Annotated in this window: 26 protein-coding genes and 1 tRNA gene; 12 read left to right on the top strand and 15 right to left on the bottom strand. The window is 68.0% G+C overall.

Features of this window, described 5'->3' with window-relative positions; genetic code table 11:
- Positions 1-29: 29 nt before the first annotated feature.
- Positions 30-1,202: a GGDEF domain-containing protein gene (locus LDO13_RS01060; protein ID WP_224048252.1), complete on the top strand. Its 1,173-nt coding sequence runs from the start codon at positions 30-32 to the stop codon at positions 1,200-1,202.
- Positions 1,203-1,248: 46 nt separating this feature from the next.
- On the opposite strand, the gene LDO13_RS01055 is transcribed toward LDO13_RS01060, so the two are convergent.
- The 6 genes from LDO13_RS01055 to LDO13_RS01030 form a co-directional block, all read right to left on the bottom strand.
- Entirely contained in the window at positions 1,249-2,142 is an 894-nt protein-coding gene (locus LDO13_RS01055; RefSeq protein WP_224048251.1) for a serine/threonine-protein kinase, read from the bottom strand.
- Positions 2,139-2,399, bottom strand: coding sequence for a hypothetical protein (locus LDO13_RS01050; RefSeq protein ID WP_224048250.1), 261 nt, complete (start codon positions 2,397-2,399; stop codon positions 2,139-2,141). Before LDO13_RS01050 ends, LDO13_RS01055 begins: the two co-directional genes overlap by 4 nt.
- Before the next feature lie 50 nt (positions 2,400-2,449).
- Positions 2,450-2,959: a MarR family transcriptional regulator gene (locus LDO13_RS01045; RefSeq protein ID WP_224048249.1), complete on the bottom strand. Its 510-nt coding sequence runs from the start codon at positions 2,957-2,959 to the stop codon at positions 2,450-2,452.
- A 112-nt stretch (positions 2,960-3,071) separates the two neighbouring features.
- Positions 3,072-3,464 (bottom strand): VOC family protein, encoded by a 393-nt coding sequence (locus tag LDO13_RS01040; protein ID WP_224048248.1) that lies wholly within the window; start codon positions 3,462-3,464, stop codon positions 3,072-3,074.
- Between the two features lie 87 nt (positions 3,465-3,551).
- Entirely contained in the window at positions 3,552-4,010 is a 459-nt protein-coding gene (locus LDO13_RS01035) for a hypothetical protein (RefSeq protein ID WP_224048247.1), read from the bottom strand.
- Between the two features lie 303 nt (positions 4,011-4,313).
- Positions 4,314-4,386, bottom strand: a tRNA-Lys gene (locus LDO13_RS01030).
- Positions 4,387-4,621: 235 nt separating this feature from the next.
- Here LDO13_RS01030 and LDO13_RS01025 point away from each other — a divergent pair.
- Positions 4,622-5,278: a hypothetical protein gene (locus tag LDO13_RS01025; protein ID WP_224048246.1), complete on the top strand. Its 657-nt coding sequence runs from the start codon at positions 4,622-4,624 to the stop codon at positions 5,276-5,278.
- A 356-nt stretch (positions 5,279-5,634) separates the two neighbouring features.
- Here LDO13_RS01025 and LDO13_RS01020 read toward each other — a convergent pair whose 3' ends face one another.
- From LDO13_RS01020 to LDO13_RS01000, 5 genes are all read right to left on the bottom strand, one after another.
- Positions 5,635-6,057: a low molecular weight phosphatase family protein gene (locus LDO13_RS01020; protein ID WP_224048245.1), complete on the bottom strand. Its 423-nt coding sequence runs from the start codon at positions 6,055-6,057 to the stop codon at positions 5,635-5,637.
- 109 nt (positions 6,058-6,166) lie between these two features.
- Positions 6,167-7,552 carry an FAD-dependent oxidoreductase gene (locus LDO13_RS01015; protein ID WP_224048244.1) on the bottom strand — a complete coding sequence of 462 codons (1,386 nt, stop codon included), beginning with the start codon at positions 7,550-7,552 and terminating at the stop codon, positions 6,167-6,169.
- Between the two features lie 196 nt (positions 7,553-7,748).
- Positions 7,749-8,723, bottom strand: a complete 975-nt coding sequence (gene trxB, locus LDO13_RS01010; protein WP_224048243.1) for a thioredoxin-disulfide reductase — start codon at positions 8,721-8,723, stop codon at positions 7,749-7,751.
- Positions 8,724-8,733: 10 nt separating this feature from the next.
- On the bottom strand, positions 8,734-9,156 hold the full coding sequence (locus LDO13_RS01005; protein WP_224048242.1) for an arsenate reductase ArsC: 423 nt from the start codon (positions 9,154-9,156) through the stop codon (positions 8,734-8,736).
- A gap of 149 nt (positions 9,157-9,305) precedes the next feature.
- On the bottom strand, positions 9,306-9,980 hold the full coding sequence (locus LDO13_RS01000; protein ID WP_224048241.1) for a helix-turn-helix domain-containing protein: 675 nt from the start codon (positions 9,978-9,980) through the stop codon (positions 9,306-9,308).
- A gap of 45 nt (positions 9,981-10,025) precedes the next feature.
- Here LDO13_RS01000 and LDO13_RS00995 point away from each other — a divergent pair, with 45 nt between their 5' ends.
- The 5 genes from LDO13_RS00995 (at position 10,026) to LDO13_RS00975 (ending at position 13,506) form a co-directional block, all read left to right on the top strand.
- The gene (locus tag LDO13_RS00995) at positions 10,026-10,766 is read left to right on the top strand and encodes an MIP/aquaporin family protein (RefSeq protein WP_224048240.1); all 741 of its coding nucleotides are present in this window, start codon (positions 10,026-10,028) and stop codon (positions 10,764-10,766) included.
- Between the two features lie 78 nt (positions 10,767-10,844).
- A complete protein-coding gene (locus LDO13_RS00990) occupies positions 10,845-11,195 on the top strand; it encodes a metalloregulator ArsR/SmtB family transcription factor (RefSeq protein ID WP_224048239.1) in 351 nt (116 codons plus the stop codon).
- Positions 11,196-11,230: 35 nt separating this feature from the next.
- On the top strand, positions 11,231-11,716 hold the full coding sequence (locus tag LDO13_RS00985) for a GNAT family N-acetyltransferase (RefSeq protein ID WP_224048238.1): 486 nt from the start codon (positions 11,231-11,233) through the stop codon (positions 11,714-11,716).
- Positions 11,717-11,870: 154 nt separating this feature from the next.
- The gene (locus LDO13_RS00980) at positions 11,871-12,488 is read left to right on the top strand and encodes a nuclease PIN (protein WP_224048237.1); all 618 of its coding nucleotides are present in this window, start codon (positions 11,871-11,873) and stop codon (positions 12,486-12,488) included.
- Between the two features lie 7 nt (positions 12,489-12,495).
- Complete coding sequence (locus LDO13_RS00975; RefSeq protein WP_224049852.1) at positions 12,496-13,506, top strand: inorganic phosphate transporter; 1,011 nt, start codon at positions 12,496-12,498, stop codon at positions 13,504-13,506.
- Between the two features lie 75 nt (positions 13,507-13,581).
- Here the strand turns inward: LDO13_RS00975 and pstB are convergent, their stop codons facing one another.
- The 4 genes from pstB to pstS form a co-directional block, all read right to left on the bottom strand.
- The gene (gene pstB, locus LDO13_RS00970) at positions 13,582-14,361 is read right to left on the bottom strand and encodes a phosphate ABC transporter ATP-binding protein PstB (RefSeq protein ID WP_224048236.1); all 780 of its coding nucleotides are present in this window, start codon (positions 14,359-14,361) and stop codon (positions 13,582-13,584) included.
- 56 nt (positions 14,362-14,417) lie between these two features.
- Positions 14,418-15,527 carry a phosphate ABC transporter permease PstA gene (pstA, locus tag LDO13_RS00965; RefSeq protein WP_224048235.1) on the bottom strand — a complete coding sequence of 370 codons (1,110 nt, stop codon included), beginning with the start codon at positions 15,525-15,527 and terminating at the stop codon, positions 14,418-14,420.
- Positions 15,528-16,460: a phosphate ABC transporter permease subunit PstC gene (gene pstC, locus LDO13_RS00960; RefSeq protein ID WP_224048234.1), complete on the bottom strand. Its 933-nt coding sequence runs from the start codon at positions 16,458-16,460 to the stop codon at positions 15,528-15,530.
- A 150-nt stretch (positions 16,461-16,610) separates the two neighbouring features.
- Entirely contained in the window at positions 16,611-17,729 is a 1,119-nt protein-coding gene (pstS, locus tag LDO13_RS00955) for a phosphate ABC transporter substrate-binding protein PstS (RefSeq protein WP_224048233.1), read from the bottom strand.
- A gap of 252 nt (positions 17,730-17,981) precedes the next feature.
- On the opposite strand from pstS, the gene LDO13_RS00950 reads away from it, so the two are divergent.
- The 5 genes from LDO13_RS00950 to LDO13_RS00930 all read left to right on the top strand — a co-directional run bounded on the left by LDO13_RS00950 (position 17,982) and on the right by LDO13_RS00930 (position 24,857).
- Positions 17,982-19,109 carry an FUSC family protein gene (locus LDO13_RS00950; protein WP_224048232.1) on the top strand — a complete coding sequence of 376 codons (1,128 nt, stop codon included), beginning with the start codon at positions 17,982-17,984 and terminating at the stop codon, positions 19,107-19,109.
- Between the two features lie 63 nt (positions 19,110-19,172).
- Positions 19,173-20,546 (top strand): DNA repair protein RadA, encoded by a 1,374-nt coding sequence (gene radA / locus LDO13_RS00945; RefSeq protein WP_224048231.1) that lies wholly within the window; start codon positions 19,173-19,175, stop codon positions 20,544-20,546.
- A 299-nt stretch (positions 20,547-20,845) separates the two neighbouring features.
- Complete coding sequence (locus LDO13_RS00940; RefSeq protein ID WP_224048230.1) at positions 20,846-21,166, top strand: SHOCT domain-containing protein; 321 nt, start codon at positions 20,846-20,848, stop codon at positions 21,164-21,166.
- Positions 21,166-22,644: a multicopper oxidase family protein gene (locus tag LDO13_RS00935; protein ID WP_224048229.1), complete on the top strand. Its 1,479-nt coding sequence runs from the start codon at positions 21,166-21,168 to the stop codon at positions 22,642-22,644. Before LDO13_RS00940 ends, LDO13_RS00935 begins: the two co-directional genes overlap by 1 nt.
- Positions 22,645-22,730: 86 nt before the next feature.
- Positions 22,731-24,857, top strand: a complete 2,127-nt coding sequence (locus LDO13_RS00930; protein ID WP_224048228.1) for a heavy metal translocating P-type ATPase — start codon at positions 22,731-22,733, stop codon at positions 24,855-24,857.
- Positions 24,858-24,866 lie beyond the last annotated feature (9 nt).

Below are 24,866 nucleotides of genomic sequence, written 5' to 3'. Positions count from 1 at the left end.
CAGCCCGGCAGCTGGGAATCGTCAGAAATATGGTGCTGCTCGACCGGTCTACGCTCATGGTGGTCTTCGCCGTGATGACGCTGACGATGCTGGTCCTGTTCTACTTCGACACGTACCGCAAGAGCCGGGCCCCCTTCGCGGGGTGGTGGTGCGGCGCTGTCGCCTCGTTCTTCCTGGCCGCCGCGTTCTACTTCATGGGCGAGGTCCAGGGGGTGGCCTGGTCCCCCAGCGCGGGCAACGGTGTGATGGTGCTGGGCTCCGGTTGCGTCTGGGCCGGCACCCGCTCGCTGGCAGGCCGAAGGATCCGGCCCTGGCTGCTGGGGATTCCGGCGACGGCTGCCGTCCTCGTCGACGTCGCCGTCCGCTACTCAGACCATGCCCGGCTCGGCAGCATCGTCCTGTTGGCCCTGATGGGGACGGCGATCGGCCTGGCGTCCGTGGAATTGTGGCGCGAACGGGCTGAATCCTGGCACCTGGTCCGGTCCCTCGCCGTCGCGACGGCCGGCTGCGCCGCCTATTACCTGAGCCGGACGGTGGGCCTTGCCGTGCTGGGCCCGGCGGATCCGCTATTCCAGGTGCTGTTCGGCACCGGCGTGACCCTGCTGATGGCGATGGTCCTGCTGGTGGTTGTTTCCTCCAGCATCACTTCGCTGAACTACGCCCGCCGGACCGAGGACCTGAAGGAGCTGGCCTCCCGGGACGGGCTGACCGGGCTGCTGAACCGCGGGGAATTCATGCACCAGGCCCACCGCAGGCTCCGTGCCAACCTCGCCGCCGGCGTCGACACGGCGATTGTGATGGCCGACCTGGACCGGTTCAAGGCAATCAATGACCGTTTCGGGCATGACGCGGGCGACGGCGTCATCCGGGCTTTCGCCGACGCCTGCCGCTCGGCGGTGCGCGACGTCGACCTGGTGGGCCGCTACGGCGGCGAGGAGTTCGCACTGCTGCTCGACGGCGTCGACGCCGAAGAGGGCGTCCGGATCGCCCACCGGATCAACGCCTCGATGGCCGAACGCAGTTCCCTGCCCGACGGCGTGGAACCGCCAACGGCGAGCTTTGGCGTGGTGGACTCACGCGACCGGAACGCCGGGCTGCAGCGCCTGCTCCGGGAAGCCGACCGCGCCCTGTATGAGGCCAAAGCGGGAGGCCGCAACCGGGCGGTCATCGGGTTCACCGCCGCGGGCGCCCCGGCGGGCTGAGCTGCCCGGAGGTTGAGCCGCCTTGTCGCTGAGCTGCAGGCAGGGCTCAGGATGCGCGCGGAAGCTTTGCGGCGAGCCGTGCGGCCGCGGCAGCCGAAGGCCGTGCCGCGGGGTCCATGGCGGTCATGGCGGCCAGCAGCGACACCCAGGGCGCGCCGAGTCCGGCCGGGATGCCGGGATCGCGAAGGGTCCGGGCCACCAGGGATTCAATCGGAGTGCCGGGGAACGCCTTGGCCCCGGTGAGGCACTCCAGCAGCACCAGCCCCAGGGAGTAGATGTCGCCGGGCGCACCGGGATGCCGGCCGGCTGCCTGCTCGGGGCTCATGTAGTGCACGGTGCCGGACGAATCGCCAGGTTCCAGTTCGGCTCCGGCGGGGGTGGCGATGCCGAAATCGGCGATCCGGACCGCGGAACGCCGCAGTTCACTGACCAGGATGTTGGCGGGCTTGATGTCCCGGTGGACCAGCCCGCGGGCGTGGACGTGCGCCAGCCCGGACAGCGCCGACTCGGCCCAGCGGGCCACGTCGCCGGCGGCGGCAGCGCCGCTGCGGATCCGCTCGGCGAGGCTTCCGCCGTAGACATACTCCTCGACGAGGAACGGGCGGCCCGCCCACTGGTCACCCGCCGGGACGACGCCCTCGGCGACGAACGTGACGATCGCGGGATGGTCCAGCGAGGCCAGGACACGCGCCTCGGCGTGGATCCGTTCCGTCTGCCGCGGGTCGGGGCCCTCGGCGACCTTGATGGCGACCGGCCGCCCGTCCTGCAGGTCCGTCCCGCGGAACACCGTCGCGGTGGCACCCCGGCCCAAAAGCTCGTGGACGAGGAAGCGCCCTTCCGGAGCGTCCGGAAGCGCCAGCACGTTGGCGCCGAGTCCGGCAGCGGGGACCGCAGCGGCGGCGGGGCGTTCAGCCAGGGCTTGCGTGGAGGGCGGGGTCAACGGCTGAGCCCGGACAGGACGCCGGGCGTGTGCACGATGCCGTCCAGCTGGAAGCCGCAGCCGCAGCGCCAGAGCGGCGGCAGCTCTGCCGCAGCATCGGCCGGCGCGAAGGAGTACACGGACCTGGTGGCCTGGGCCGGGGCCTTCCACTCCATCGGCATCCCGCAGTGCCTCGGTGCGTCCAGAGCCTGCGCGGGAAGCATGGCGGCGGGTACTGCTTCAGCCACGGCGCCGCCGGAAAAACAGATATCAGACATAGTTGGTAAGCATACATATAACTAGTCAGGCTAGCTAGTTGCCATGCCGATCAACGGACGCCGTGGCTCACTGGCTCGGCAATGGCTTCGCTCATGCGACGCAGGAACCGGACCACAGTCCTCGCCTCCTCGTCGCTAAGGCCTTCCGCGACGGCCATCATCCTGCGGTGCATCTCCCCCAGTGTGGCGCGGACCTCGGAATCCGTTGCCGCCGTGGGGACGATCACGAGCGAGCGCCGGTCCGTGGGGTGCGGCTCGCGGCGGACATGTCCACTGCTGACGAGCCGGTCGATCAACGAGGTGGTGGAAGCCGTGGTGATTCCCAGGACGCGGCTGAGGTCCTTGGGCCCCGCCTGCTCGCCCGCGGCCTGGGCGCGCAACAGGTACCTCAGTGCCAGAAGGTCCGTCTCGCCCATCCCCATGGAATCCCTGGTGGATCGCCGCCTGGCGACTTCGACGTTGCGGTACTCACGAAGGGCCTGGAGGACGGCGCCGGGCGGGTCGAGACCGTCGTCGGGTCCATACCAATACCCGGAACCGGAGGGGCTGTTCGCGTTCATCCGGCAATCCTAGCCCAACTGATTACTAGCCCATCGTGCTATCCCGAGGGCAGCGGGGTACTGCCAGGTCCTGGTACAGCGGAGATGCCCGCGGTGAGCTGAGCCCCGGCCCCTACCAGCTGGCACCGGGCTCGTACGTCCCGGCGCTCCACTCCTGCCCTTCGGGGTCAAGCACCCTTGCCCTGCGCGTGCCCCATTCCGTCTCTTCCGGCGGGATCACGGCACTCCCCCCGCCCGACAAGGCTTTCCGGTAGAAGTCATCAACGTCATCGACCAGGAGATAGAGCCCGCTGCCCGTGGATCTGCCGGTCAGTGCGGGCCGCTGGTAGTCCGCATCGGCGCTCGAGACCATGATGACGGCATCACCCATGCGGACCTCGGCGTGTGCGACTGCGCCGGGACCGGAATCCTGGCGGCGGACCAAGGAAAACCCGACGTGCTCCATCCATGACAGTGCCGCCGGCGCGTCACGGTAACTGAGGTAGGCGAAAAGCCGGGCGTCCATGACGGCATAATAACCCCGGCGTCGCGCTCGGGCCATCGCTGCCAACGTCGAGATCAAAGGGGTTCCCCCCCGTTAGGGTGCAGCGATTCAGACGCCCTTTACCCCCTCGTCCGGCTCCCAGATCGGCCATTGCCACTGCTGCGTGTCCTCATCAGTGCTTAAAGGCGGCGTTGTCAGGTAGGCGTCAATTCCCTGGGCGGTCACTTCCTCCACAAGGATGCGGACCATGGCCTCCGCCATGGCTCGCGGCAATTCACCTTGTGTGTCCAGGCAGGCCATGGGGCCCGCGTCGGTAAGGTAGACGGGCGAATACCAGTTGGCGGTGTACTCCTCTCCCGCGGAGTCCTCCTCCAGTGTTAGTTCTCGGCCGCTGGTGCCAACGAACTTGCACCGGATTATCGCTCTGTGGAGTGCCTGGGCGGCTTGTTCCGTCTGGTCGGACTGGACGAGGAAGACGGGGGACGGCCCGTTCCAGCCTTCCTCCGGGTCCGGGTAAGCCTCTCCCTGGGCGTCAAAGATGTCCGGGTCCACTGTCACATTGACCATGCTGTCCCCCTGATAGGTACTGTGCTCGCGCACTGTTGGGGCAAAGCTAGCATGAGGGCCCGGCACCCTGAAGGAAGGTTCAAAGCAGGGCGACGGGTCTTCGCCGTTAGACCGGCTGGACGAAGTATCGCGCGCACTTGAGTCCGCCCAGGCTCCCGGTCTGGAGGCCACCCGGTGCAATGTCTCCAAGATGTCCGCACGGAACGCCCAGTCCATACTCGAGAACCGTTAAGAAACGCACACAAAAAACCCCGGCACCCTGTCGCCAGGATGCCGGGGTTTTCCCACTCTTCGCTAAAAGAGTGGGCCCTGTGGGGATCGAACCCACGACCCACGGATTAAAAGTCCGATGCTCTACCAACTGAGCTAAAGGCCCCAGCCGAATGCCCCGAAACGGCGGATGAATCCGCTGCTTCAAGGCCGATCAGCCCAGTCCATTTCTGGACGTTAATACTGTACCCCAGACCGCGCCCGGTTTTTCGCACCGGCGGGGACGCCGCCGTCGTGCGTCGGACGGGCCCCGGTGTGCCGGTCACGCGACGGCCAGGCCGGGGTCCGCCCCTGCGGGCCGCACGCTCGATTCCCCGACAGCACTGGAGTAGCGTGGTGGCATGAGCGAGCAAGCAGGATCCAGCGCCCCCGGACCGCACCGGCACCACAAGCCGAAGGCCTTCGCCCCCATCGACTTTGAGCCCTTCGCGGGCGGAGCCGATCCTGCCCGCATCTCCGAGGCCGCCCACCTCGCCGCACAGGCACTCGTGCGCCGCGGACGCGACAGCGATGACCCGGTCGTCACCAAACGGCTCGTGAAGCTCGCCGATGAACAAGGACTGGAGGCCATCGCCGAAATGTGGGCAGAAAGCCCGGCACGCTCGCTCCCGGGAGCCCTCTGGCGCCTGTATGCCCTCCGGGCCGCTACGATCCAGGATCCCGAGCGGATCTCCGTGTACTTCAGGGCCGGCAAGGACACCGCCCAGGTCTCGCACGTGGTGGCCGGCGCCGCCGAGCCTCCCGGAGCGGACGAGATGAAATCGATGGCGGACGCCATCCTCTCGGGCGCGTTCGACGGCGAGTTCGACGTCGCGCTGGAACGTTCCGCCGCGTTCTGCCGCGTGGTGGCGCTGGGCCAGGCCACCCTCGCGGACGGAGCCGAGCACGGCAACGAAAGCCACGCGAGCAAGCTCACGCGCAATTCGCACCTCCTGGTGAAGACCGCAGAAGACCTCGAGCACGCCGCCAACGCGTGGCGGCTGGGCGAACTGGACTGAGCCTTATGGCACGCCGCCGCACCCCCGGTAGGCATGCCACGTGCGGACTGTCAATGTTGACTTGTCCCCACCCAAGTAGAAAACTAAAAGCGGTGCCGAGCCGCGAAACCCCCGGGCTTCAACATTTAGCCGCCTAGAGCGGCCTACCGCCGAGAGGCGTATCCGGTTCGGCACCATTTTTCTGCCCTTTTTGGCCCGGCTGTCAGCTGGTTGCCGGGCAAGCTGTGCGTATTGGCAGCCGCCGGAGGCCACCGCCCGCCGTCCGGGGCACCTTTGGACCCAATTCCGGACCCCGGGTCAGGCGTCCGCGGCGTGTCGGTGTCAAAGCGCCCCGGACCGCAGCCCCCAGGCTACGGTCAGTTCCCGGCGAGCTCCGCGTACAGCTTCTCGACGCGAGCCTTGATGTCGTTCCGCATCAGGCGCATGCGTTCCATGCCTTCGATGCCGCGTTCAGAGGGCTCGTCCGTAGCCCAGACCTCGACCCGCTTGCCCTCGCGGGGTTCGACTTTTGCCTCGCTGCCCAGGACTACCACGACGTCGGCAGCGTTCAGCTCTTCGTCCGTGACCGGTTTCGGGTGTTCGCCGGCGATATCGACGCCGAGTTCCGCCAGCGAGTCCACGGACTGGGGGTTCAGCGACGTGCCGGGCTTGGTCCCGGCCGAGTGCACCGTGACCGTCCCATTTGCGAGCCGTCTCATCAGACCGGCGGCGAGCTGGGACTTCCCGCCGTTCTTGCTGCAGACGAACAGGACGCTGGGCTTTGTCGTGGTTTCAGTCATGCGCTTAAGTCTTCCCTAAATGAATCGGCTTCCTGACCGGGCGGGGCCGCCGCACCCCGTGTCGACAACGACGTCGGAGGTGCGAACCACGTCGCCCTGCCCCGGATGGTCAGTTTTCGCCGGACCGGCCGTGGGCAAGCCCGGTGGGGAACCCGACGAGGACCGGTTCGGGAGCGGCGCAGCAGCCCCCGGAGGTCTCGGCGGCTGAAGCCGCGGCGGCGGACGCCGGTACGTCGCAGCTGGTGCCGCTATCCGAGGAGCAGACGCCGGTCTCCGGCAGTTCGAGCTGGACAGTGTCCGCGGCCTCGCGGTCGCCGGCGAGGGCGGCCGCGACGGAGCGGACTTGTTCGTAGCCGGTGGCCAGCAGGAAGGTGGGCGCCCGGCCGTAGGACTTCATGCCCACGATGTAAAAGTCATTGTCCGGTTGGGCCAGCAGAGCCGCGCCGTGAGGGGGGACGGTGCCGCAGGAATGGAATTCAGGGTCGATCAGCGGGCCGAGCTCCACAGGTGCTTCGACGGCAGGGTCCAGGTTCAGCCGGAGTTCACGCAGGATATCCAGATCCGGGCGGAAACCAGTGCACGGAACGACGACGTCGGCGTCGAGGGTCCGGCCGTCCACGGATTCGACGGTCACGTGCGAGGCGAGGGATTTCAGCGAGCCGATGCCGAATCCGGTGTGCAGTTCGATGGTCCCGGCGTCGACCAGGCGGCGCAGGCGGGCACCGAGCTGGCCGCGGGCGGGCAGCCCGTCGGCGTCGCCGCCACCGTAAACCTTCTCGGCGGACGGTCCGCGGACCGCCCACAGGATCCGGGTGCCCGGTTCTTGCTTGGCCAGGTCGGCGAGGCTGATCAGGGTGTTGGCGGCGGAGTGGCCGGCACCGACGACCAGGACACGGCGGCCGGCAAACGCGGTGCGGTCACGGCCGGTGACGTCCGGGAGCGGCGCGGAGATCCGGTCCGCGGCAGAGTCTTCGCCGATGGCCGGAAGCCCCGAGGTTCCCAGCGGGTTGCGGGTGGACCAGGTGCCGGAGGCGTCAAGGACTCCTGCCACAGCGTGGTCGCGGACCTCTTCGTCCCCATGCTCTACCCGGACGGTGAACGGGGTGGTCTCGCGGTTGCGCGTGTGGGTCTTGTCCATGCCGGCTCGGGTCACGGCGATAACTTTGGCACCGGTCTGCAGCCGCGAGCTGATGGCCGGGAGCGCAGCCAGCGGGGCGAGGTAATTGTCGATGAGTTCCCCGCCGTAGGGCAGGGCCGTGGGCCTGGGCGATTCCCAGCCGTCGGCTTCAAGCAGGCGCACTGCGGCGGCATCGAGGTTGTACCGCCAGGGGGAGAACAGCCGGATGTGGCGCCACTGCTCGATGGCGGCCCCCGCGGACGGGCCGGCTTCGAAGATCAGCGGCTCGATCCCGCGCTCGAGCAGGTGCGCCGCTGCGGCGAGGCCGACGGGCCCGGCGCCAATGACAGCTACGGGAAGGTTGGTGGTCACAGCCATGGTTTCCTCTGTTTCATCCGGTGGGGTAGCGGTTCATTGCGGCGTGCCTGCCGGCCCTTGTGGGACCGGCAGGCACGGAGGAGGTGATCAGCAGCAGTCCAGGTCGTCGTCGCAACAGTCCTGGCTGGTGTCGGTGCAGATCGCGTCGGTGCAGCAGTGGGTATCCATTCAGCTCACCTCCTCTCTTCCGCGGGGGTCAGGCGTGGGTGGGGTCCTCGACCAGGGCGGTGGCGATGCTGTCGGCGTCGTCCAGCGCGGCGAGGTAGCGTTCGGCGTCGAGGGCGGCGGCGCAGCCGGTCCCGGCGGCGGTGATGGCCTGCCGGTAGCGGTGGTCCACGGCGTCCCCACAGGCGAAGACGCCGGAGCGGTTGGTGACGGTGGTGGGTGAGTCCACCTTGATGTAGCCCTCGGCGTCGAGGTCCACCTGGCCGTGGAGCAGCTCCGTGCGCGGGACGTGGCCGATCGCGACGAAGATGCCGGTGGCGGCGTGTTCCCTGGTTTCGCCGGTGCGGGTGTCGGTCAGGGTGACGCCGGTGACTTTGCCGTTGCCGTGGATAGCCGTGACGGCGGAGTTCCACGCGAAGCTGATCTTGGGGTTGTCCTTGGCGCGCTGGGCCATGATCCGGGATGCGCGCAGCTCGCCCTTGCGGACCACCACGGTGACGGTCTTTCCGAAGCGGGTCAGGAAGGTTGCCTCCTCCATGGCCGAGTCCCCGCCGCCGACGACGATGATGTCCTGGTCGCGGAAGAAGAACCCGTCGCAGGTGGCGCACCAGGAGAGCCCGTGGCCGCTGAACGTTTTCTCTTCGGGCAGCCCGAGTTCCTTGTAGGCGGAGCCGGTGGCGAGGATGACGGCGGGCGCCTGGTGGGTCTCGCCGGCGCCGGTGACCACGCGCTTGAGGTGACCGGTGAGCGTCACCTCCGTGACGTCGTCGAACACCACCTGCGCACCGAACTTCTCGGCCTGCTGCTGGAGCCCGTCCATGAGCTCGGGACCCTGGATGCCGCCGGGGAAGCCGGGGAAGTTTTCCACTTCGGTGGTGTTCATCAGGGCGCCTCCCGCGGTGACGGCTCCGGCGATGACGAGCGGTTTGAGCCCGGCGCGGGCGGCGTAGATCGCGGCAGTGTAGCCGGCGGGGCCGGACCCGATGATGATCAGCTGTTCAGTCATGGCCGGGCTCCTACCTGGCGGCGGGCGTGAGGGACGCGATCAGGTCCTCGATGCGGGCCTTGATGTCGTCGCGGATGGGGCGGACGGACTCGACGCCCTGGCCGGCCGGGTCCTCGAGTTCCCAGTCCTCGTAGCGCTTGCCCGGGAAGATCGGGCAGGTATCGCCGCAGCCCATGGTGATGACGACGTCGGATTCCTTGACGGCCTCGGTGGTGAGGATCTTGGGGATCTCCGCCGACATGTCGATTCCGAGTTCGGCCATGGCCTCGACGGCGGCCGGGTTGACCTTGTCGGCGGGCTGCGAGCCGGCGGAACGGACCTCGATGCGGCCCTCGCCCAGCGTGGTGAGGAACGCGGCGGCCATCTGGGAGCGGCCGGCGTTGTGGACGCAGACGAACAGGACGGACGGCTTCTTGGCGGTTTCGGTGCTCACGGGGTTACTCCTGGATCAGTTAGGTGGATCGGTTTTTTCTGAGATTTTCGTCCCCGTACCACTTCCACCGACTGGACATTGATGTCTATCGATGTCTGTAGTATCGAACGAAAGATCGACACTTGTCAATATAAGCGGGCTTTTGGGTTCTAGGCGGCGTGCAGGCGGGGCGCCAGGTCGCCGATGCGGCGGGCGATATCGGCGAAGGCGCCCTCGAAGGCGTCCTCGGTGTTTAGCCGGAGCGGATCCGGAATCGACCAGTGAATCCCTCCCACTTTGGGGATTTCCTCGTGGGCGTTATCGCACACGGTTACAACGAAGTCTTCATCGTCCGCCACTTCATCCAGCCTGCGCGGGGGAAGGTCCGCGAGGGCGACGCCGTGGCGGCGGGCGACGTCGATGGCGCCGGCGGCGATGCGGTCCGCGGGGTGGGTGCCCGCGGAAGTCGAGGGGATCTCGCTGACCTGCCGCCAGAGTGCGACGGCAAGCTGGGACCGTGCACTGTTTCGCGTGCAGACGAACAATACGCGCCGGGCCTCGTGTTCGGCCCCGGGCACCAGGCCCTCCAGGGCGCCGGGAGCCAGCCGGATGTAGCTGCGGCGCCGGTCAGCCTCGGAGCGGTGGCGGGTTGCCAGCCCCGCCTCTTCCAGCGTGCGCAGATGATGGGACAGCAGGTTTGACGGCATCCCCAACCCGGCCTGCAGCTCCGTCGGGGAGAAGTCTCCCAGGGTCAGCAGATCAACGATGCGCAGCCGCGCAGGATCGGCCAAGGCCGCATGTTTGGCTACCCGCGCCCGAAAACCGTCCGCTGCCTCAATATTCATTGGTTCAATTTTGACTGAGTTAATTCTTTCGGTCAAGCTGTTCCCATGACTTCCATCCAGCCACCGCTGTGGCGTCGTGCCGTCGCTGAACTGCTCGGCACCGGCTTGCTCGTGACCATTGTGGTCGGTTCCGGGATCGCGGCACAGCAGCTCTCCCCCAATGACCTAGGCCTGCAGCTGCTCCAGAACAGCACTGCCACGGTGCTGGGCCTGACGGTGCTGATTCTTGTATTGGGCCCCGTGAGCGGCGCGCACTTCAATCCCGCGGTCTCACTCGCCGACTGGATCATGGGCCGGCGCAGCGGCACAGGCCTGTCCCTCACGGAGCTCGGCACGTATGTGGCTGCCCAGACCTTGGGGGCCGTGAGCGGCAGCGTGGTCGCGAACGCCATGTTCGACGTGGGAACCTCCATCTCCACGAAAGAGCGCGCAACCGCGGGCCACCTGTTCGGTGAGGTCATTGCCACCGCAGGGCTCATCCTGCTGATCTTCGCCCTGGCCGCCACCTCCCGCGGCGCCCTCACCGCGCCCGCGGTGGGCGCCTACATCGGGGCCGCGTACTGGTTCACATCCTCGACGTCGTTCGCGAACCCGGCCGTAACGGTGGGTCGCATCTTCAGTGATACCTTCGCGGGCATCGCCCCGGCGTCCGGTCCGGGATTCGTTGTGGCGCAACTGGTCGGCGCGGCGGTAGGCCTTGGCCTCCTCCTCATCCTGTTCCCCTCCGCGGCCCGCACCGCGGACGACGTCGTTCTTCCGCGCAGTTCAGCGGCGGCCCGCTCCTAGCTTTTGCCGGGTCGTTCCCGACGCAGCCCCCCGCGGCGCACACATTGATGGTTGTCAATATCGGGGCATAATGGGTAGATGAACTCGCTGCCCACACTTGAGCCGGCCACGGATGAATCGTGCTGCGCCCCGGCGGGCGCGCCCGCCCTGGGCGCTGAGGAGGCAAAGCAGAAGGCCTTGGTCTTCAAGGCGCTGGCCGATCCCAACCGGCTGCGGCTGCTCTCCATCGTCAAGGCAGAAGCAACAGGCGAATCCTGCGTGTGTGACCTCACCGAACCGCTGGACCTGGGCCAGCCCACGGTCTCCCACCATCTGAAGATCCTGGTCGACGCGGGCCTGCTGCACCGCGAGAAACGTGGCACCTGGGCCTATTACTCCCTGGTTCCGGGCGCCCTGGAACAAACGGCCGGCCTCCTGGCCACCCTGTGACCGCGCCAGAACAGTCCGCTGCCACGATCCGTCCCATGCGCGAGGACGACTGGCCGGCCGTCCAGCGGATCTACCGCGAGGGCATCGCCACAGGGAACGCCACGTTCGAATCAGAGGCGCCCGAGTGGGAACGTTTCAACGCCTCGAGGCTGCCCCGCCACCGGCTTGTGGCCGAAGCACACGACGGCGGAATCCTTGGCTGGGCTGCCGTCTCCCCCGTCCCTGCGCGCCCCGCCTACTCCGGCGTGGTGGAGCACTCTGTGTACATCGCAACCGAAGCACGCGGGAGGGGCCTGGGCGCCGCGCTGCTGCGGGCATTGGCGCAATCCACGGAGCGTGACGGGATCTGGACCATCCAGGCCAGCGTCTTTCCCGAAAACGAAGCCAGCCTCAAACTCCACCTTGCCAACGGCTACGCCGTCGTCGGGCGCAGGCACCGAATTGCCAGAATGACCCACGGCCCGCTCACCGGGCAGTGGCGCGACACAGTACTCATCGAGCGCCGCTCCCCCGCCATCTGACCAGCCACGCCGTCATATTCCGGGGGCCTGCCGGGCGCCTTCCCGGCGCTTTCGAGCCGGACGGTAAAGTAAGCCCCATGCGCGGGTCATCATCACCTCACACGCCCGGCAAACAACACCCGTGCACCTCCCTCCCGAAGACCGGTAATCACACGTGAAGCTGCGCCTTTTCCCCCAGGAGCCCGCCGGGCTGAACCTCCTTGCCCAGCTGGCACGCCAGATTGTGCTCGCCACAGGCACCCTCTCGGAGATCCTTGGGGCGCCCGCCACGGAGAACGACCGGCTGGTGGAAGACATGCACAACCACGAGGCCAAGTGCGCGGAGCTGCATTTTGCCCTGCTGACCCACATGCGGACCACGTTCGTGAGCCCGCTCCCCCGCGAGGACATGTATGCCCTGTCCCGGTACCTCAACGAGGCAATGGAGAAACTTGATGCCGCCGCGGAGCTGGTGTCGCTCTACAAACTCGACCGCCTGCCCAAACGCGCCGCGGACCAGCTGGAAATCATCAGCCGGCAGGCGGAGCTCACCGTGGACGCCATGCGGAATCTGGACAACCTGGACGATCTTGAGGATTACTGGATCGAGATCCTCCGCCTCTCCAAGCGCGCAGAACGGTCGCACCGGGTCTGGGTCGCGGACATGCTCAACGAGATGAAGTCGGCGCGGTACGCCCGCACCAGGGACATCGCCGACGAACTGGTCGGCGTCACCAGGGACATGCGCCGGATCGCGACCCAGGTGGGCAGCATCATCGTCAAGGAATCCTGACGTGACCATGTTCCTGTTTGCCCTGGTGGTCGTCTTCGCCGGGGCATTCGCCTTCCTGAACGGTTTCCGGGATGCCTCGGCGTCGGTAGCACTGGCCGTGCGGACCCGGGCCCTCACCCCCACCGTTTCGGTACTGCTGGCCGGGTTCTTCAACTTCATCGGCGCCGGACTCAGCGCCGCCCTGGCCCTCGCCGTGAGCCGGACGTGGGTGCAGCTCCCCGCCGGCGAAAACGGGCTGGCCATCCTGATGGCGGGCCTTGCCAGTGCCGTGCTCTGGGGCCTCTACACGTGGTGGCGGGGCATCCCGTCGTCGTCGACCCACGCGCTGGTCGGCGGGCTGGCCGGCGCCGGCGTCGCAAGCGTCGCCGTCGGCGGGAACGCCGTGGGCGGCGTTGACACGTCATTGCTCTTCCAGGTGGTGCTGCCGCTGCTGATCTCACCTGCACTGGCCTTCGCGGGCGCCTACCTGCTGGTCTGGCCCGCAACCTGGGCCGCGCGGTACACACCGCCGAATGTCGTCAACAGCCGCTCGCGGCGCGCCCAGAGCATCGCCGCGGGAGCCGTGGCCTTCGCCCACGGCCTGCAGGACGGCCAGCGCACCAGCGCCGTCCTGATCCTGGCGCTGCTGGCGTCCGGGCTGTCCGACGTCGGCGAGATGCCGGTCTGGGTGGCCGTGTTCACCGCGGTTCTGCTGACCGCCGGGACCCTGGCCGGGGGCTGGCGCATTTCGTACACCATCGGTTACCGGCTGATCCGGATGGATCCTATGCGCGGTTCCCTGGCGCAGCTGCTCAGCTCAGTCATGCTGCTGGTCGGTGCCATCGGGCTGCACCTGCCCATCTCCACCACGCACACGGTCACCTCGGCCGTGCTGGGGTCCGGATCCAACCAGCGATTCCCCGACACCAACCGGAAAGTGGTGATCGAGGTGCTGATGTTCTGGGTGCTCACGCCGCTTGTCACCGCGGCCGCGGCCTTCGTGCTGGCGCTTGCCTTGTCACCGCTCGCGGAGCTCTGAGGACACGTCGATTGCTCCGCAGGCGCCCTTTTGAGGGTTCAAAAGGGCGCCTGCGGAGCAATCGATGGGCGGGGTCTATCCGAAGCGGCCGGAGACGTAGTCCTCGGTGGCCTTCTGGGTCGGGTTGCTGAACATGGTGTGGGTGTCGCCGTACTCGATCAGCTTGCCCGGCTGCCCGGTGCCGGCGATGTTGAAGAAGGCAGTCTTCTGGGACACGCGGGCGGCCTGCTGCATGTTGTGGGTCACGATCACCACGGTGTACTCGTCCTTGAGCTCATTGATGAGGTCCTCAATGGCGAGCGTGGAGATCGGGTCCAGGGCGGAGCAGGGCTCATCCATCAGGATGACCTGGGGCTCCACGGCGATGGCGCGGGCGATGCAGAGCCGCTGCTGCTGGCCGCCGGAAAGGCCCGAGCCGGGCTTCGCGAGGCGGTCCTTGACCTCGTTCCACAGGTTGGCGCCGCGCAGTGAGCGTTCCACGAGGGCATCGGCCTCGCCCTTGGACATCTTCTGGTTGTTGAGCTTCACGCCGGCCAGCACGTTGTCCCGGATGGACATCGTGGGGAACGGGTTGGGGCGCTGGAACACCATGCCGATCTGCGAACGGACCGTCACGGGGTCCACGCCGGGCCCGTAGAGGTTGTCGCCGTCGAGCAGCACCTCGCCCTCGACCCGGGCGCCGGGGATGACCTCGTGCATGCGGTTCAGGGTGCGCAGGAACGTGGACTTGCCGCAGCCGGACGGACCGATGAAGGCGGTGACGGACTTGGCGTCGATGTTGATGTTGACGTCTTCGACGGCAAGGAATTTGCTGTAGTAGACGTTCAGGTCCTTGACGTCGATGCGCTTAGACATGATGTTCCTTCACTTGCTGGAGATACGGGCTGAAGAGTTGGGTTGCCGGTGCCGGGCTAGCGGCCGGTCTTGGGGGCGAACATGCGGGCGATCAGGCGGGCAATCAGGTTGAGCAGCATCACCAGGATGATGAGGACCAGGGCCGCACCCCAGGCACGCATGGAGGACGGGTCCGGGTTGGACGGCGACGTCGGGTTGAGGATCTGTGTGTAGATGAACGTGGGCAGTGAGGCCATCCAGCCGCTGAACACGTTGTAGTTGATCGACGTGGCGAAGCCTGCGGTGACCAGGATCGGCGCGGTTTCACCGATCACGCGGGCGATCGCCAGGGTGACACCGGAGGCGATGCCGGAGATCGCCGTCGGGATGACCACCTTGAGGATGGTCCGCCATTTGCGCACGCCCAGGGCGTAGGCCGCCTCGCGGAGTTCGTTGGGGACGATCTTCAGCATTTCCTCGCTGGAGCGGACCACCACGGGAATCATCAGCACCGAAAGCGCGACGGCGGAGACGGCTCCGGTTTTGGTGCCCGGCCCCACGATGGCGAAGAAGAACGCCGCCGCGAACAGGCCGGCCACGATCGAGGGGATGCCGGTCATGACGTCCACGAAGAAGGTGATGGCGCGGGCCAGCGGGCGGTCGTTGCCGTATTCCACCAGGTAAATGGCGGTCAGCAGGCCGACGGGCACAGAAATGACCGTCGCGACCGCGGTGATCAGCAGGGTGCCGATCAGCGCGTGGAAGATGCCGCCGACCACCGGCGCGCCTTCCTCGACACTCTTGTTGTCGAAGGCGCCGGTGACGCCGTTCATCGACGTGGTCAGGAAGCCTGGGTCCATGAGCCCGGGAAGCCCGTTCACGAGCACTGTCCAGATCACGGAAATCAGCGGCAGCAGCGCAACCAGGAACGAACCGACGACGAGGCATGTGGCGAGTTTGTCCTTGGCCTTGCGGCTGCCCTCAACGGCGGCACTCCAGCCGACAAGGCCGGCCGCGAAAAGAATGGCGGAGACGATTCCCCAGCCGAAGGCGTTGAAGCCGATCAGGGCCATGATGGCGGCCCCGAGGACCAGAGCCAGGCCCAGGACAACGTAGGGCGCCCACTTGGGCAACTGGCCCTTGGTGAGGGCCGAGCGCTTCTTGACGGGGGTCAGGGTGGCGGTCATTTAGTTGGCTCCCGAGAATTCTTTGTGCCGGGTGATGATCCACCGGGCAATCATGTTCACGCCGAGGGTGATGACGAACAGGACAAGGCCTGCCGCGATCAGGGTGCTGACCTGAAGCCCGCTGGCCTCAGGGAAGTTCAGCGCAATCTCGGCGGCGATAGTCTGGTTGCCCGTTTGGATCAGGCTCGCAGTGAGGGCACCTGAGGACAGCACGAGCGCGACAGCCATGGTCTCGCCCAGGGCACGGCCCAGGCCCAGCATGACGGCGCTGACGATTCCCGGGCGGGCGAACGGCAGGACAGCCATTTTGATCATTTCCCACCGCGTGGCGCCGAGCGCCAGGGAGGCTTCCTCATGCAGCTTGGGGGTCTGCAGGAAGATTTCGCGGGTCAGGGAGGTGATGATGGGAAGGACCATGACGGCCAGCACGATTCCCGCGGTCAGGATGGTCTTGCCGGTGGCGGAGGCCGGGCCCTGGAAAATCGGCAGCCAGCCCATGTTGCTGGCCAGCCAGTTGTAGGCCGGCGAGATCTCCTTGGCCAGGAAAGCGGCACCCCAGGCGCCGTAGACCACGGAGGGGATGGCGGCGAGGAGGTCCACCACGTAGCCGAGGCCCGAAGCGAGCCGCCGCGGGGCGAAGTGCGAGATGAACAGCGCGACGCCGATCGCGACCGGAGTGGCGATCACCAGGGCGATCGTGGCCGCGATGAGGGTGCCGATCACGATCGGCCAGATGTAGGCGAAAAATCCTTCGCCGCCCTTGATCTTGTCAGGGGAGGCTGTGAGGGCGGGGAATGCCTGGACTACGAGGAAGAGCGCCACGCCGAAGAGCACGGCCAGGATGAGGCACCCTGCGGCCAGGGTGGCTCCGGAAAAGACTTTGTCTCCGGCACGGCCTGCGCCCCGTGACGAGGTCAGGGAGGTGGTGGTCACTTCAGGGTCCTTCGGCTTCGAATCTTTTTGGTACTTCGGACAAAACGCTCAGGTTCCCTGCCCCGGGCGGACGGTCGGTGACCGCCTGATCGGAACAGGGAACCTGGGTCAGGCTGGTGTTTCCACTATGCCTTGCGGCGGAAGGTATCCCTAGGACTTGACCTTGATGGCCTCGAGGGACTTGAGCGCCTTGTCCTGCAGGGTCTTGGACAACGGTGCGGACTTGGCGGCGTCGGCGGCAGCCGTCTGGCCGGCGTCGGACACTACGTAGCTCTCGAAGGCCTTGACCAGGTCGACAGTTTCCTGCTTGTCGTAGCTGGAGCAGACGATGTGGAAGGACACGAGCACGATCGGGTAGGCGCCCTCGATGGTGGTGGTGCGGTCCAGCTTGATGGAGAGGTCGTTGGCGTTGCGGCCTTCAACCGGCTTGCCGGCGTCAACTGCCTTCGCGGCCGCCTCGGCGGAGATTTTAGTGAAGGACTCGCCCACCTTGATCTGCGCGACGCCGAGCTTGCCGCTGACGGCGGAGTCGTCGGCGTAGGTCACGGCGCCCGGGGTGTCGGTGACAGTCTTGACGACGCCGGAGGTGCCCTTGGCGTTTTCGCCCTTCAGGGTTGCAGGCCAGATGCCGGCGGGCTTGTCGGTCCAGGCCTCGGGTGCTGCGGCGGCCAGGTAGTCCGTGAAGTTGGAGGTGGTGCCGGAGTCATCCGAGCGGTTCACCGGGGTGACCTTGAGGTCCGGAAGCTTCGCGTCCGGGTTCAGCGCGGCGATGGCAGGATCGTTCCACGTGGCGATTTCGCCGCGGAAGATCTTGGCAACGGTGACGGCGTCGAGGTTCAGTTCCTTGATGTCGGGCAGGTTGAAGGCCACGGCGATCGGGGAGATGTAAACCGGGATGTTGAGGGCGCCGTCGGGGCCGCACTGGGTGGTGGAGCTGGCGTACTCTTCGTCCTTGAGGTAGGCGTCGGAGCCGCCGAACTGGGCGGAGCCGTCCAGGAGTGCCTTGCGGCCTGCGCCGGAGCCGTCCGGGGAGTACTGAACCGATGCGCCCTGGTTGGCCGAGGCGAAGTTGGTCTTCCACGCGTCCATGGCTGCACCCTGTGCGGAGGAGCCGATGCCGGTAAGCGTGCCGGTGACCTTGGGTCCCGATGCCGTGGCGGTTGCGGGGGCGGTGCCCGTTGCGTTGTCAGAACCACAGGCGGTCAGCGCGAGAGCGCCGGCTGCGATGACAGCGATTGCCGCGTGGCGGCCGAAGCGGAGTGCCTTCACTAGATGTACCCCTTCCAGGGATTTTCTATGCGTGCCGGGCCGGAGAAGACCGGGCAGGGATGCGTACGGTTTGTACCTTTACTGAAGGTAGGTGCCCCAGATGAAGAGAATGCCGGTCCAAGGTAAACGAAGGGTTAACGACGCCGGGACATTGGCTTACATCCGCCGGGTCCCTCTTGCGTTAGCTGCGTCACGTCCGTAGGGGTTGTGGCGCGAACTGCGCACCAGCGGCGAACAAATAGACTGGAGCGCATGGCCCCCGCCCCTGGACTCTCAGCAAGCGCCCGGTTCCTGCGCGGGCGGGTCCGCACCGGCCTGGTCCGGAGCCGGAACTCCCTGGTGCCGGCCATCCAGATGACCGGCTGCGCCGTCGGCGCCTACGCGTTCGCCGAGTACGTCCTGGGCCACAGCGGCCCGCTGTTCGCCGCCACGTCCTCCCTCATCTCCCTCGGCTTCTCCCGCGACCCCAGGCTGCGCCGCGTCGTGGAAGTCGGCCTGGGCTGCACCATCGGCATCGTGGTCGGGGACCTGCTGCTGCACTGGCTGGGCGCCGGAATCTGGCAGGCCGCCGTCGTGCTGCTGTTCTCGATCCTGCTGGCGCGGTTCCTGGACAGCGGCACGATCTTCACCACCCAGCTGGGGCTGCAGTCCCTGCTGGTGGTCCTTCTGCCGGCGCCGGCCGGGGGGCCGTTCACCCGCAGCATCGACGCGATCGTGGGCGGGGTGTTCGCCCTGCTGGTGACGATCCTGATCCCCAAGGACCCGCGGCGGGAACCCCGCAACGACGTCAAGAAGCTCCTGCACGAGCTCGCCGAAGTGCTGCGCGAGTGCGCCTCCGCACTGAGTTACAGCGACTCCACCCAGGCCTGGCACGCGCTCATCCGGGGGCGGAACTGCCAGCCGCTGGTCGATGCCATGCGGCAGTCCCTGCGGGCCTCCGGTGAGGTGGCCACGCTGGCGCCGGCCTACCGGCGGCACCGGGATGAGCTGGACCAGATGGAGCAGTCGCTGGACTACATCGACCTGGCCCTGCGCAACAGCCGGGTCTTTGCCCGCCGCCTGACCAGCGCCATCAACCATGCGGCACTGTCCGACGAGGCCACCCAGAACATCGCCGACGTCCTGCAGGACACGGCCGACGCCGTCGACGAGCTCTCCCTGGGCCTGGCGGAAGTGCACGACGGCGTCCGCCGCGCGCACCTGCGGACCGCCCGGACGGAGCTGCGCGAAATCGCCGGCCGGCTGCACCCGCGGCTGCTTGACGTCCAGCGGCTGGAAGGCGAAACGGTGGTCATGCTGTTCCGCCCGCTGATGGTGGACCTGCTGGAGGCCGCCGGGGTGGACTCCCGGGAAGCCCGCGACATCCTGCCGCCGCTGTAGCATCGCTCTGCGCCGGCGTCTGGCGGGCACCGGGTTGTCGCTGGGCGCGGATAGGGTGGACCAATGGCTACCAAGACTTCCCGGAACACCAAGGCTCCGGGCTACAAATGCGCCGAGTGCGGCTGGACCACGGCCAAGTGGGTTGGCCGCTGCGGCGAGTGCCAGGCCTGGGGCAGCGTGGAGGAAACCGGCGGCGCCGTGGCACGCACGACGGCGGCCACCACCGTACTGGAACCGGCCCGCCGGATCTCCGAGGTGGACGCCACCACCGCGGCCTTCCTGCCCACCGGCGTGGACGAACTGGACCGCGTCCTCGGCGGCGGGCTGGTTCCCGGCGCCGTGATCCTGCTCGCCGGCGAACCCGGCGTCGGCAAGTCGACCCTGCTGCTGGACGTCGCGGCCAAGTTTGCCCGCACCGCGCAGGATGTCCTCTACATCACCGGCGAGGAGTCCGCCGCCCAGGTCAAACTCCGTGCCGACCGGATCGACGCCGTCGCCGAATCCCTGTACCTCTCCGCCGAAACGGACCTCGGCCAGGCCCTGGGCCAGGTGGAGAAGCTCGAGCCACGCCTGCTGATCGTGGACTCGGTGCAGACGCTGAGCAGCGCCGACGTCGAAGGCAGTGCCGGCGGCGTTTCGCAGGTCCGTGAGGTTGCGGCCTCCCTGATTGCCGCCGCCAAACGCCGCAACATGACCACGCTGCTGGTGGGCCACGTGACCAAGGACGGCTCTATCGCCGGACCCCGGCTGCTCGAGCACCTCGTGGACGTGGTGTGCCAGTTCGAGGGCGAGCGCCACTCCCGGCTGCGGCTCCTGCGGGCGGTCAAGAACCGGTACGGCCCCACGGACGACGTCGGCTGCTTCGACCTGAATGAGGACGGCATCGTGGGCCTGGCCGATCCGAGCGGGCTGTTCGTCTCCCGGACCAAGGAGCCCGTGTCCGGCACCTGCATCACGGTGACCCTCGAGGGCCGCCGGCCCCTGCTCGCGGAGGTGCAGTCCCTGCTGGCCGAAAGCGCCAGTTCGCAGCCCCGCCGGGCAACCAGCGGGCTGGACAGCTCCCGGGTGGCGATGCTCCTGGCCGTCCTCCAGCAGCGGGCCGGCTGCCTCCTGAGCAAGGACGATTCCTACGTGGCAACCGTGGGCGGCGTGAAACTCAGCGAGCCCGCCACGGACCTGGCCGTCGCGCTGGCCGTTGCATCGGCCAAGTCCAAGAAACCCCTGCCGCAGCGGCTCATCGCTTTCGGCGAAGTGGGCCTGGCCGGTGAAGTCCGTCCGGTGCCCGGCATCAACCAGCGGATCCAGGAAGCCCACCGGCTGGGGTTCACCCACGCTGTGGTCCCCGCGAGCCCGAATGGCCCCGGCCCGGTGCCTGCGGGCTTCTCGGTGCGGGAAGTAGGGCACCTGGCCGAAGCACTGGGACTGCTGATCAGCTGAGGCTTTCAATGCCCCTGTTCCGGTGTGGCCTTCTGCCCGGCTCCGGCACTTTTCCCGGTGCCTTCCTTCCGGGTGACGTTCCTGCCCGGTTACTTCGCGGGCCGGCCCCGGGACGCGGCGGGAAAGCGCGGTTTCGCGGGTGCCCCGGTTCGTCCCGGTTCGCGCCGAGCCGGGTAACTGGGCAGGAACGCGGGCCGGCGGCCCGAATGGCGACTTATGACCCTATCCCCCGCCCGGTATCCGTTAGACCATAGCTAAGGGGGCGGTACGGGAACGGTCACGGGCGAAGGGAACTGGCCATGATGGGACGCTACTGGGACGGCCTGGGCCTGATGTGGCTCTGGGGCCTGCTGTTGCTGGTCGGGATCGCCGTGCTGGTGCTCCTCGCGGTCCGGCTCTTCACCGGCGGAAGCGGCCGCAGCGGCCCCGCCCAACCGGGCGGACCCGGACCTTACGGAACCCCGCCATATGGAACCCCGCCCTACGGCCCGCCAAGCGGCCCCGGTATTCCGGGCGGCAAAAGCCAGGCGCGGCTGATCCTGGATGAACGCTTCGCGAGGGGCGAGCTCACCCCGGAGCAATACCGCGAGAATTTGAAAGTGCTCGGCGAGGAGCCGTAGTGCGGCCGATCAGCCGCCGCGACGCCCTGCTCCTGGGCGGTCTGGGGACGGCGGCTACCGTGGCAGGCGGGGCCGGGCTGTGGTGGTCCCTCGCCTCCAGTCAGCAGCCGACCGGCGGCACACCTCCCGCCCAGGGTTCCGGGCTCCGCAGCCCTCCTGAACTCCGCAGCGCGGACGGCAGGCTGCAGCTCACCCTTGATGCTGCTCCCGGGCAGGTGGAGCTCGGCGGACGCCCCGCCGGCGCTCTCTGCTACAACGGCACGGTCCCGGGCCCCACGCTCCGCCTGCGACCGGGCGACGAGCTCACCATCAGGCTCGTGAACAGCCTCGGCGAACCGACGAACCTGCACGTCCATGGCCTGCACGTGTCCCCGCAGGCCAACAGCGACAACGTGTTCGTGGCGGTCAGGCCCGGAGAGGGTTTCGACTACAGCTACCGGCTGCCTCCGGACCACCCGCCTGGCGTGTACTGGTACCACCCGCACCACCACGGCATGGTTGCAGGGCAGATCTTCGCGGGGCTTTTCGGGGCGATCATCGTCGAGGATCCCGAAGCCATGCCGGTGAACCGGGAAAGGGTCCTGCTGGTCTCGGACACCACCCTGGACAGCGCCGGGAACATCGCCGCGGCGTCCTTCATGGAACGCATGGCCGGCCGGGAAGGCGAACTGCTCCTGCTCAACGGGCAGAGCATCCCGCTCCTGACCGCCCGCCCGGGCGAACGGGAACGATGGCGGATCGTGAACGCCTGCGTGGCCCGCTTCCTCCGGCTCCGGCTGGACGGACAGCAACTGCAGTTGCTCGGCTTGGACTCGGGGCGGTTTCCGGATCCGGAAACCGTCAACGAACTCCTGCTGGCGCCGGGCAACCGAGCGGACGTGCTGCTGACGTACACCGCCGGCGAATCGGCCCTGCAGGCCCTCCCCTATGACCGCGGCGGCATGCCGGGCATGATGGGGCAGGGACGGGCCCCCGCCGACGGGACGGCCGCTCTGGCGATCGTTCGGGTGGACGGCGAACCCGGAGCCCCGCCGGGCACCGTCACCGCCCGGCCGGCCCTGGAGGACCTGCGCTCCGCACCTGTGGCCGCCCGCCGGCAGATAATCCTGGCCATGGGCGGGGGGCCGGGCGGCATGGGCGGGGGCATGGGCGGCATGCGCTTCACCATCAACGGCCGTGAATACAGCGAGGCCCGCACGGACACGGTCGTGGCGGCCGGTTCGGTCGAGGAATGGACGCTGGTCAACACGAGTCCCATGGACCATCCCTTCCACCTCCATGTGTGGCCGATGCAGCTCATCGAGGACAACGGCCGGGTGCTGGATGTCGTGGACCGGCGGGACGTGGTGACCGTGCGCGCAAACGGGCGCGCCACGGTGAGGATCCCTTTCCGCGACTTCAGCGGCCGCTCGGTCTACCACTGCCACATCCTGGACCACGAGGACCTGGGCATGATGGGGGTGATCGAGGTCCGCTGATAGCGGGAACCTCTTGCCAGACATACCCCCTAGGGGTATGTTGGAGCTGATCCCGAACATACGATGAACCTCCCTGGGAGTGCATCATGGAACACCGGCACGGAAGCCACCCCGTCGGCAGCCAGCAGCTGAACCACGCGAACGCAGAACACGCAGGGCACCGGCCCCATGGCAGGCCTGCCGGCCCGGCCGCCCCACCGGACGACGAGCACGTCGTTCATCGCCACGGCCAGCACGCCGGGCACAGCGTGGCGATGTTCAAAAACAGGTTCTGGGTGACCCTTGCCCTGGCCGTTCCGGTGGTCTTCTTCAGCCCCATGTTCGGGCAGCTGCTCGGTTACGAGCCACCCGCGTTCCCCGGCTCAGCCTGGATTCCTCCCGTGCTGGGAACCGTTATCTTCTTCTACGGCGGCCGGCCGTTCCTCAAGGGCGGCCTCAATGAGCTGAAGGCCCGGACACCGGGAATGATGCTGCTGATCGCCATGGCCATCACGGTGGCGTTCACCGCCTCGTGGGCGACCACGCTGGGGATCGGCGGCTTCGATCTCGACTTCTGGTGGGAACTGGCCCTGCTGGTCGACATCATGCTCCTGGGACACTGGCTCGAAATGCGCGCCCTCGGCTCGGCGCAAGGCGCCCTGGATGCCCTGGCGGCACTGCTCCCGGACGAGGCCGAGCTCATCACCGGATCCGGAACGGAGATCGTGGGCGTGTCGGAGCTCCGGAGCGGCGATACCATCCTGGTCCGCTCCGGAGGCCGGATGCCGGCAGACGGAACCGTGATCGAGGGGCAGGCCGAATTCGACGAATCCATGATCACGGGCGAGTCCAAGACCGTCCTGCGCGCCCCCGGCGATCCCGTGGTCGCGGGGACCGTAGCCACGGACAACAGCCTCCGCGTCCGGGTAACGGCCATCGGCGAGGACACCGCCCTCGCCGGGATCCAGCGGCTCGTGGCCGAAGCCCAGGCGTCTTCATCGCGGGCGCAGGCCCTCGCCGACCGTGCCGCCGCCTTCCTGTTCTACTTCGCCGCCGGAACCGGCGTCCTCACGTTCATCGCCTGGACGCTGCTGGGCAGTGTGCCCGACGCCGTTGAGCGCACCGTGACGGTGCTGGTGATTGCCTGCCCGCATGCCCTTGGCCTGGCCATCCCGCTGGTCATCGCGATTTCTACGGAACGGGCGGCCCGGGCCGGTGTGCTGATCAAGGACCGGATGGCGCTCGAGCGGATGCGGACGGTCGACGTCGTGCTGTTCGACAAGACGGGGACGCTGACCAGGGGCGAGCCGGAACTCAAGGGCGTTGCCGCCGCCGATGGGACCGACCGGGACGGGCTGCTCACGCTGGCCGCCGCGGCGGAGTCGGACAGCGAGCACCCGGTGGCGCGTGCCATCGTGGCCGCCGCCCGCGGGCGCGACTTGCCGGTCCCGCAGGCGAGCGAATTCACCTCCCTGACCGGCCGCGGGGTCAGTGCCACTGTCGGCGGCCGGACGGTCCGGGTGGGCGGTCCTGCCCTGCTCCGGGAGCTGGGGGCGGAGGAGCCGCCGGATCTGGCAGCCGTCACGGCGGCCTGGCGGGACCGCGGAGCCGCGGTGCTCCATGTCGTGGACGGCACCACCGTGCTGGGTGCCGTGAGCCTTGAGGACGGGGTCCGGCCGGAATCCCGCCAGGCCGTCGTGGCCCTGCAGCGCCGCGGCATCAAGGTTGCCATGATCACGGGCGACGCCCGGCAGGTTGCCCAGGCGGTGGCCGCCGAACTGAAGATTGACGAGGTCTTCGCCGAGGTCCTCCCTGCGGACAAGGACAAGAAGGTCGCCGAACTGCAGGCCCGCGGCCTCAGGGTGGCGATGGTGGGAGACGGCGTCAACGACTCCCCCGCCCTGGCCCGGGCCGAGGTGGGCATCGCGATCGGAGGCGGGACGGACGTCGCGGTGGAGTCCGCCGGCGTGGTCCTTGCCGGGAACGACCCCCGGGCGGTGCTGTCCATGGTGGACCTGTCCCGGGCCAGCTACCGGAAAATGTGGCAGAACCTCGTGTGGGCCACGGGATACAACATTATTGCCGTGCCGCTGGCGGCCGGCGTCTTGGCCTTCGCCGGGATCGTCCTGTCGCCCGCCGCCGGCGCCGTACTGATGTCCGCGTCCACGATCGTGGTGGCCCTTAACGCCCAGCTGCTGCGGCGCCTGAAGCTCAACCCCGCCGACGTCGGCTGACCGGAAGGA

Origin of the sequence: Arthrobacter sp. NicSoilB4, assembly GCF_019977335.1 — a bacterium.
Taxonomy (GTDB): Bacteria; Actinomycetota; Actinomycetes; order Actinomycetales; family Micrococcaceae; genus Arthrobacter.
This window is presented reverse-complemented; position numbering and strand designations above follow the sequence as displayed.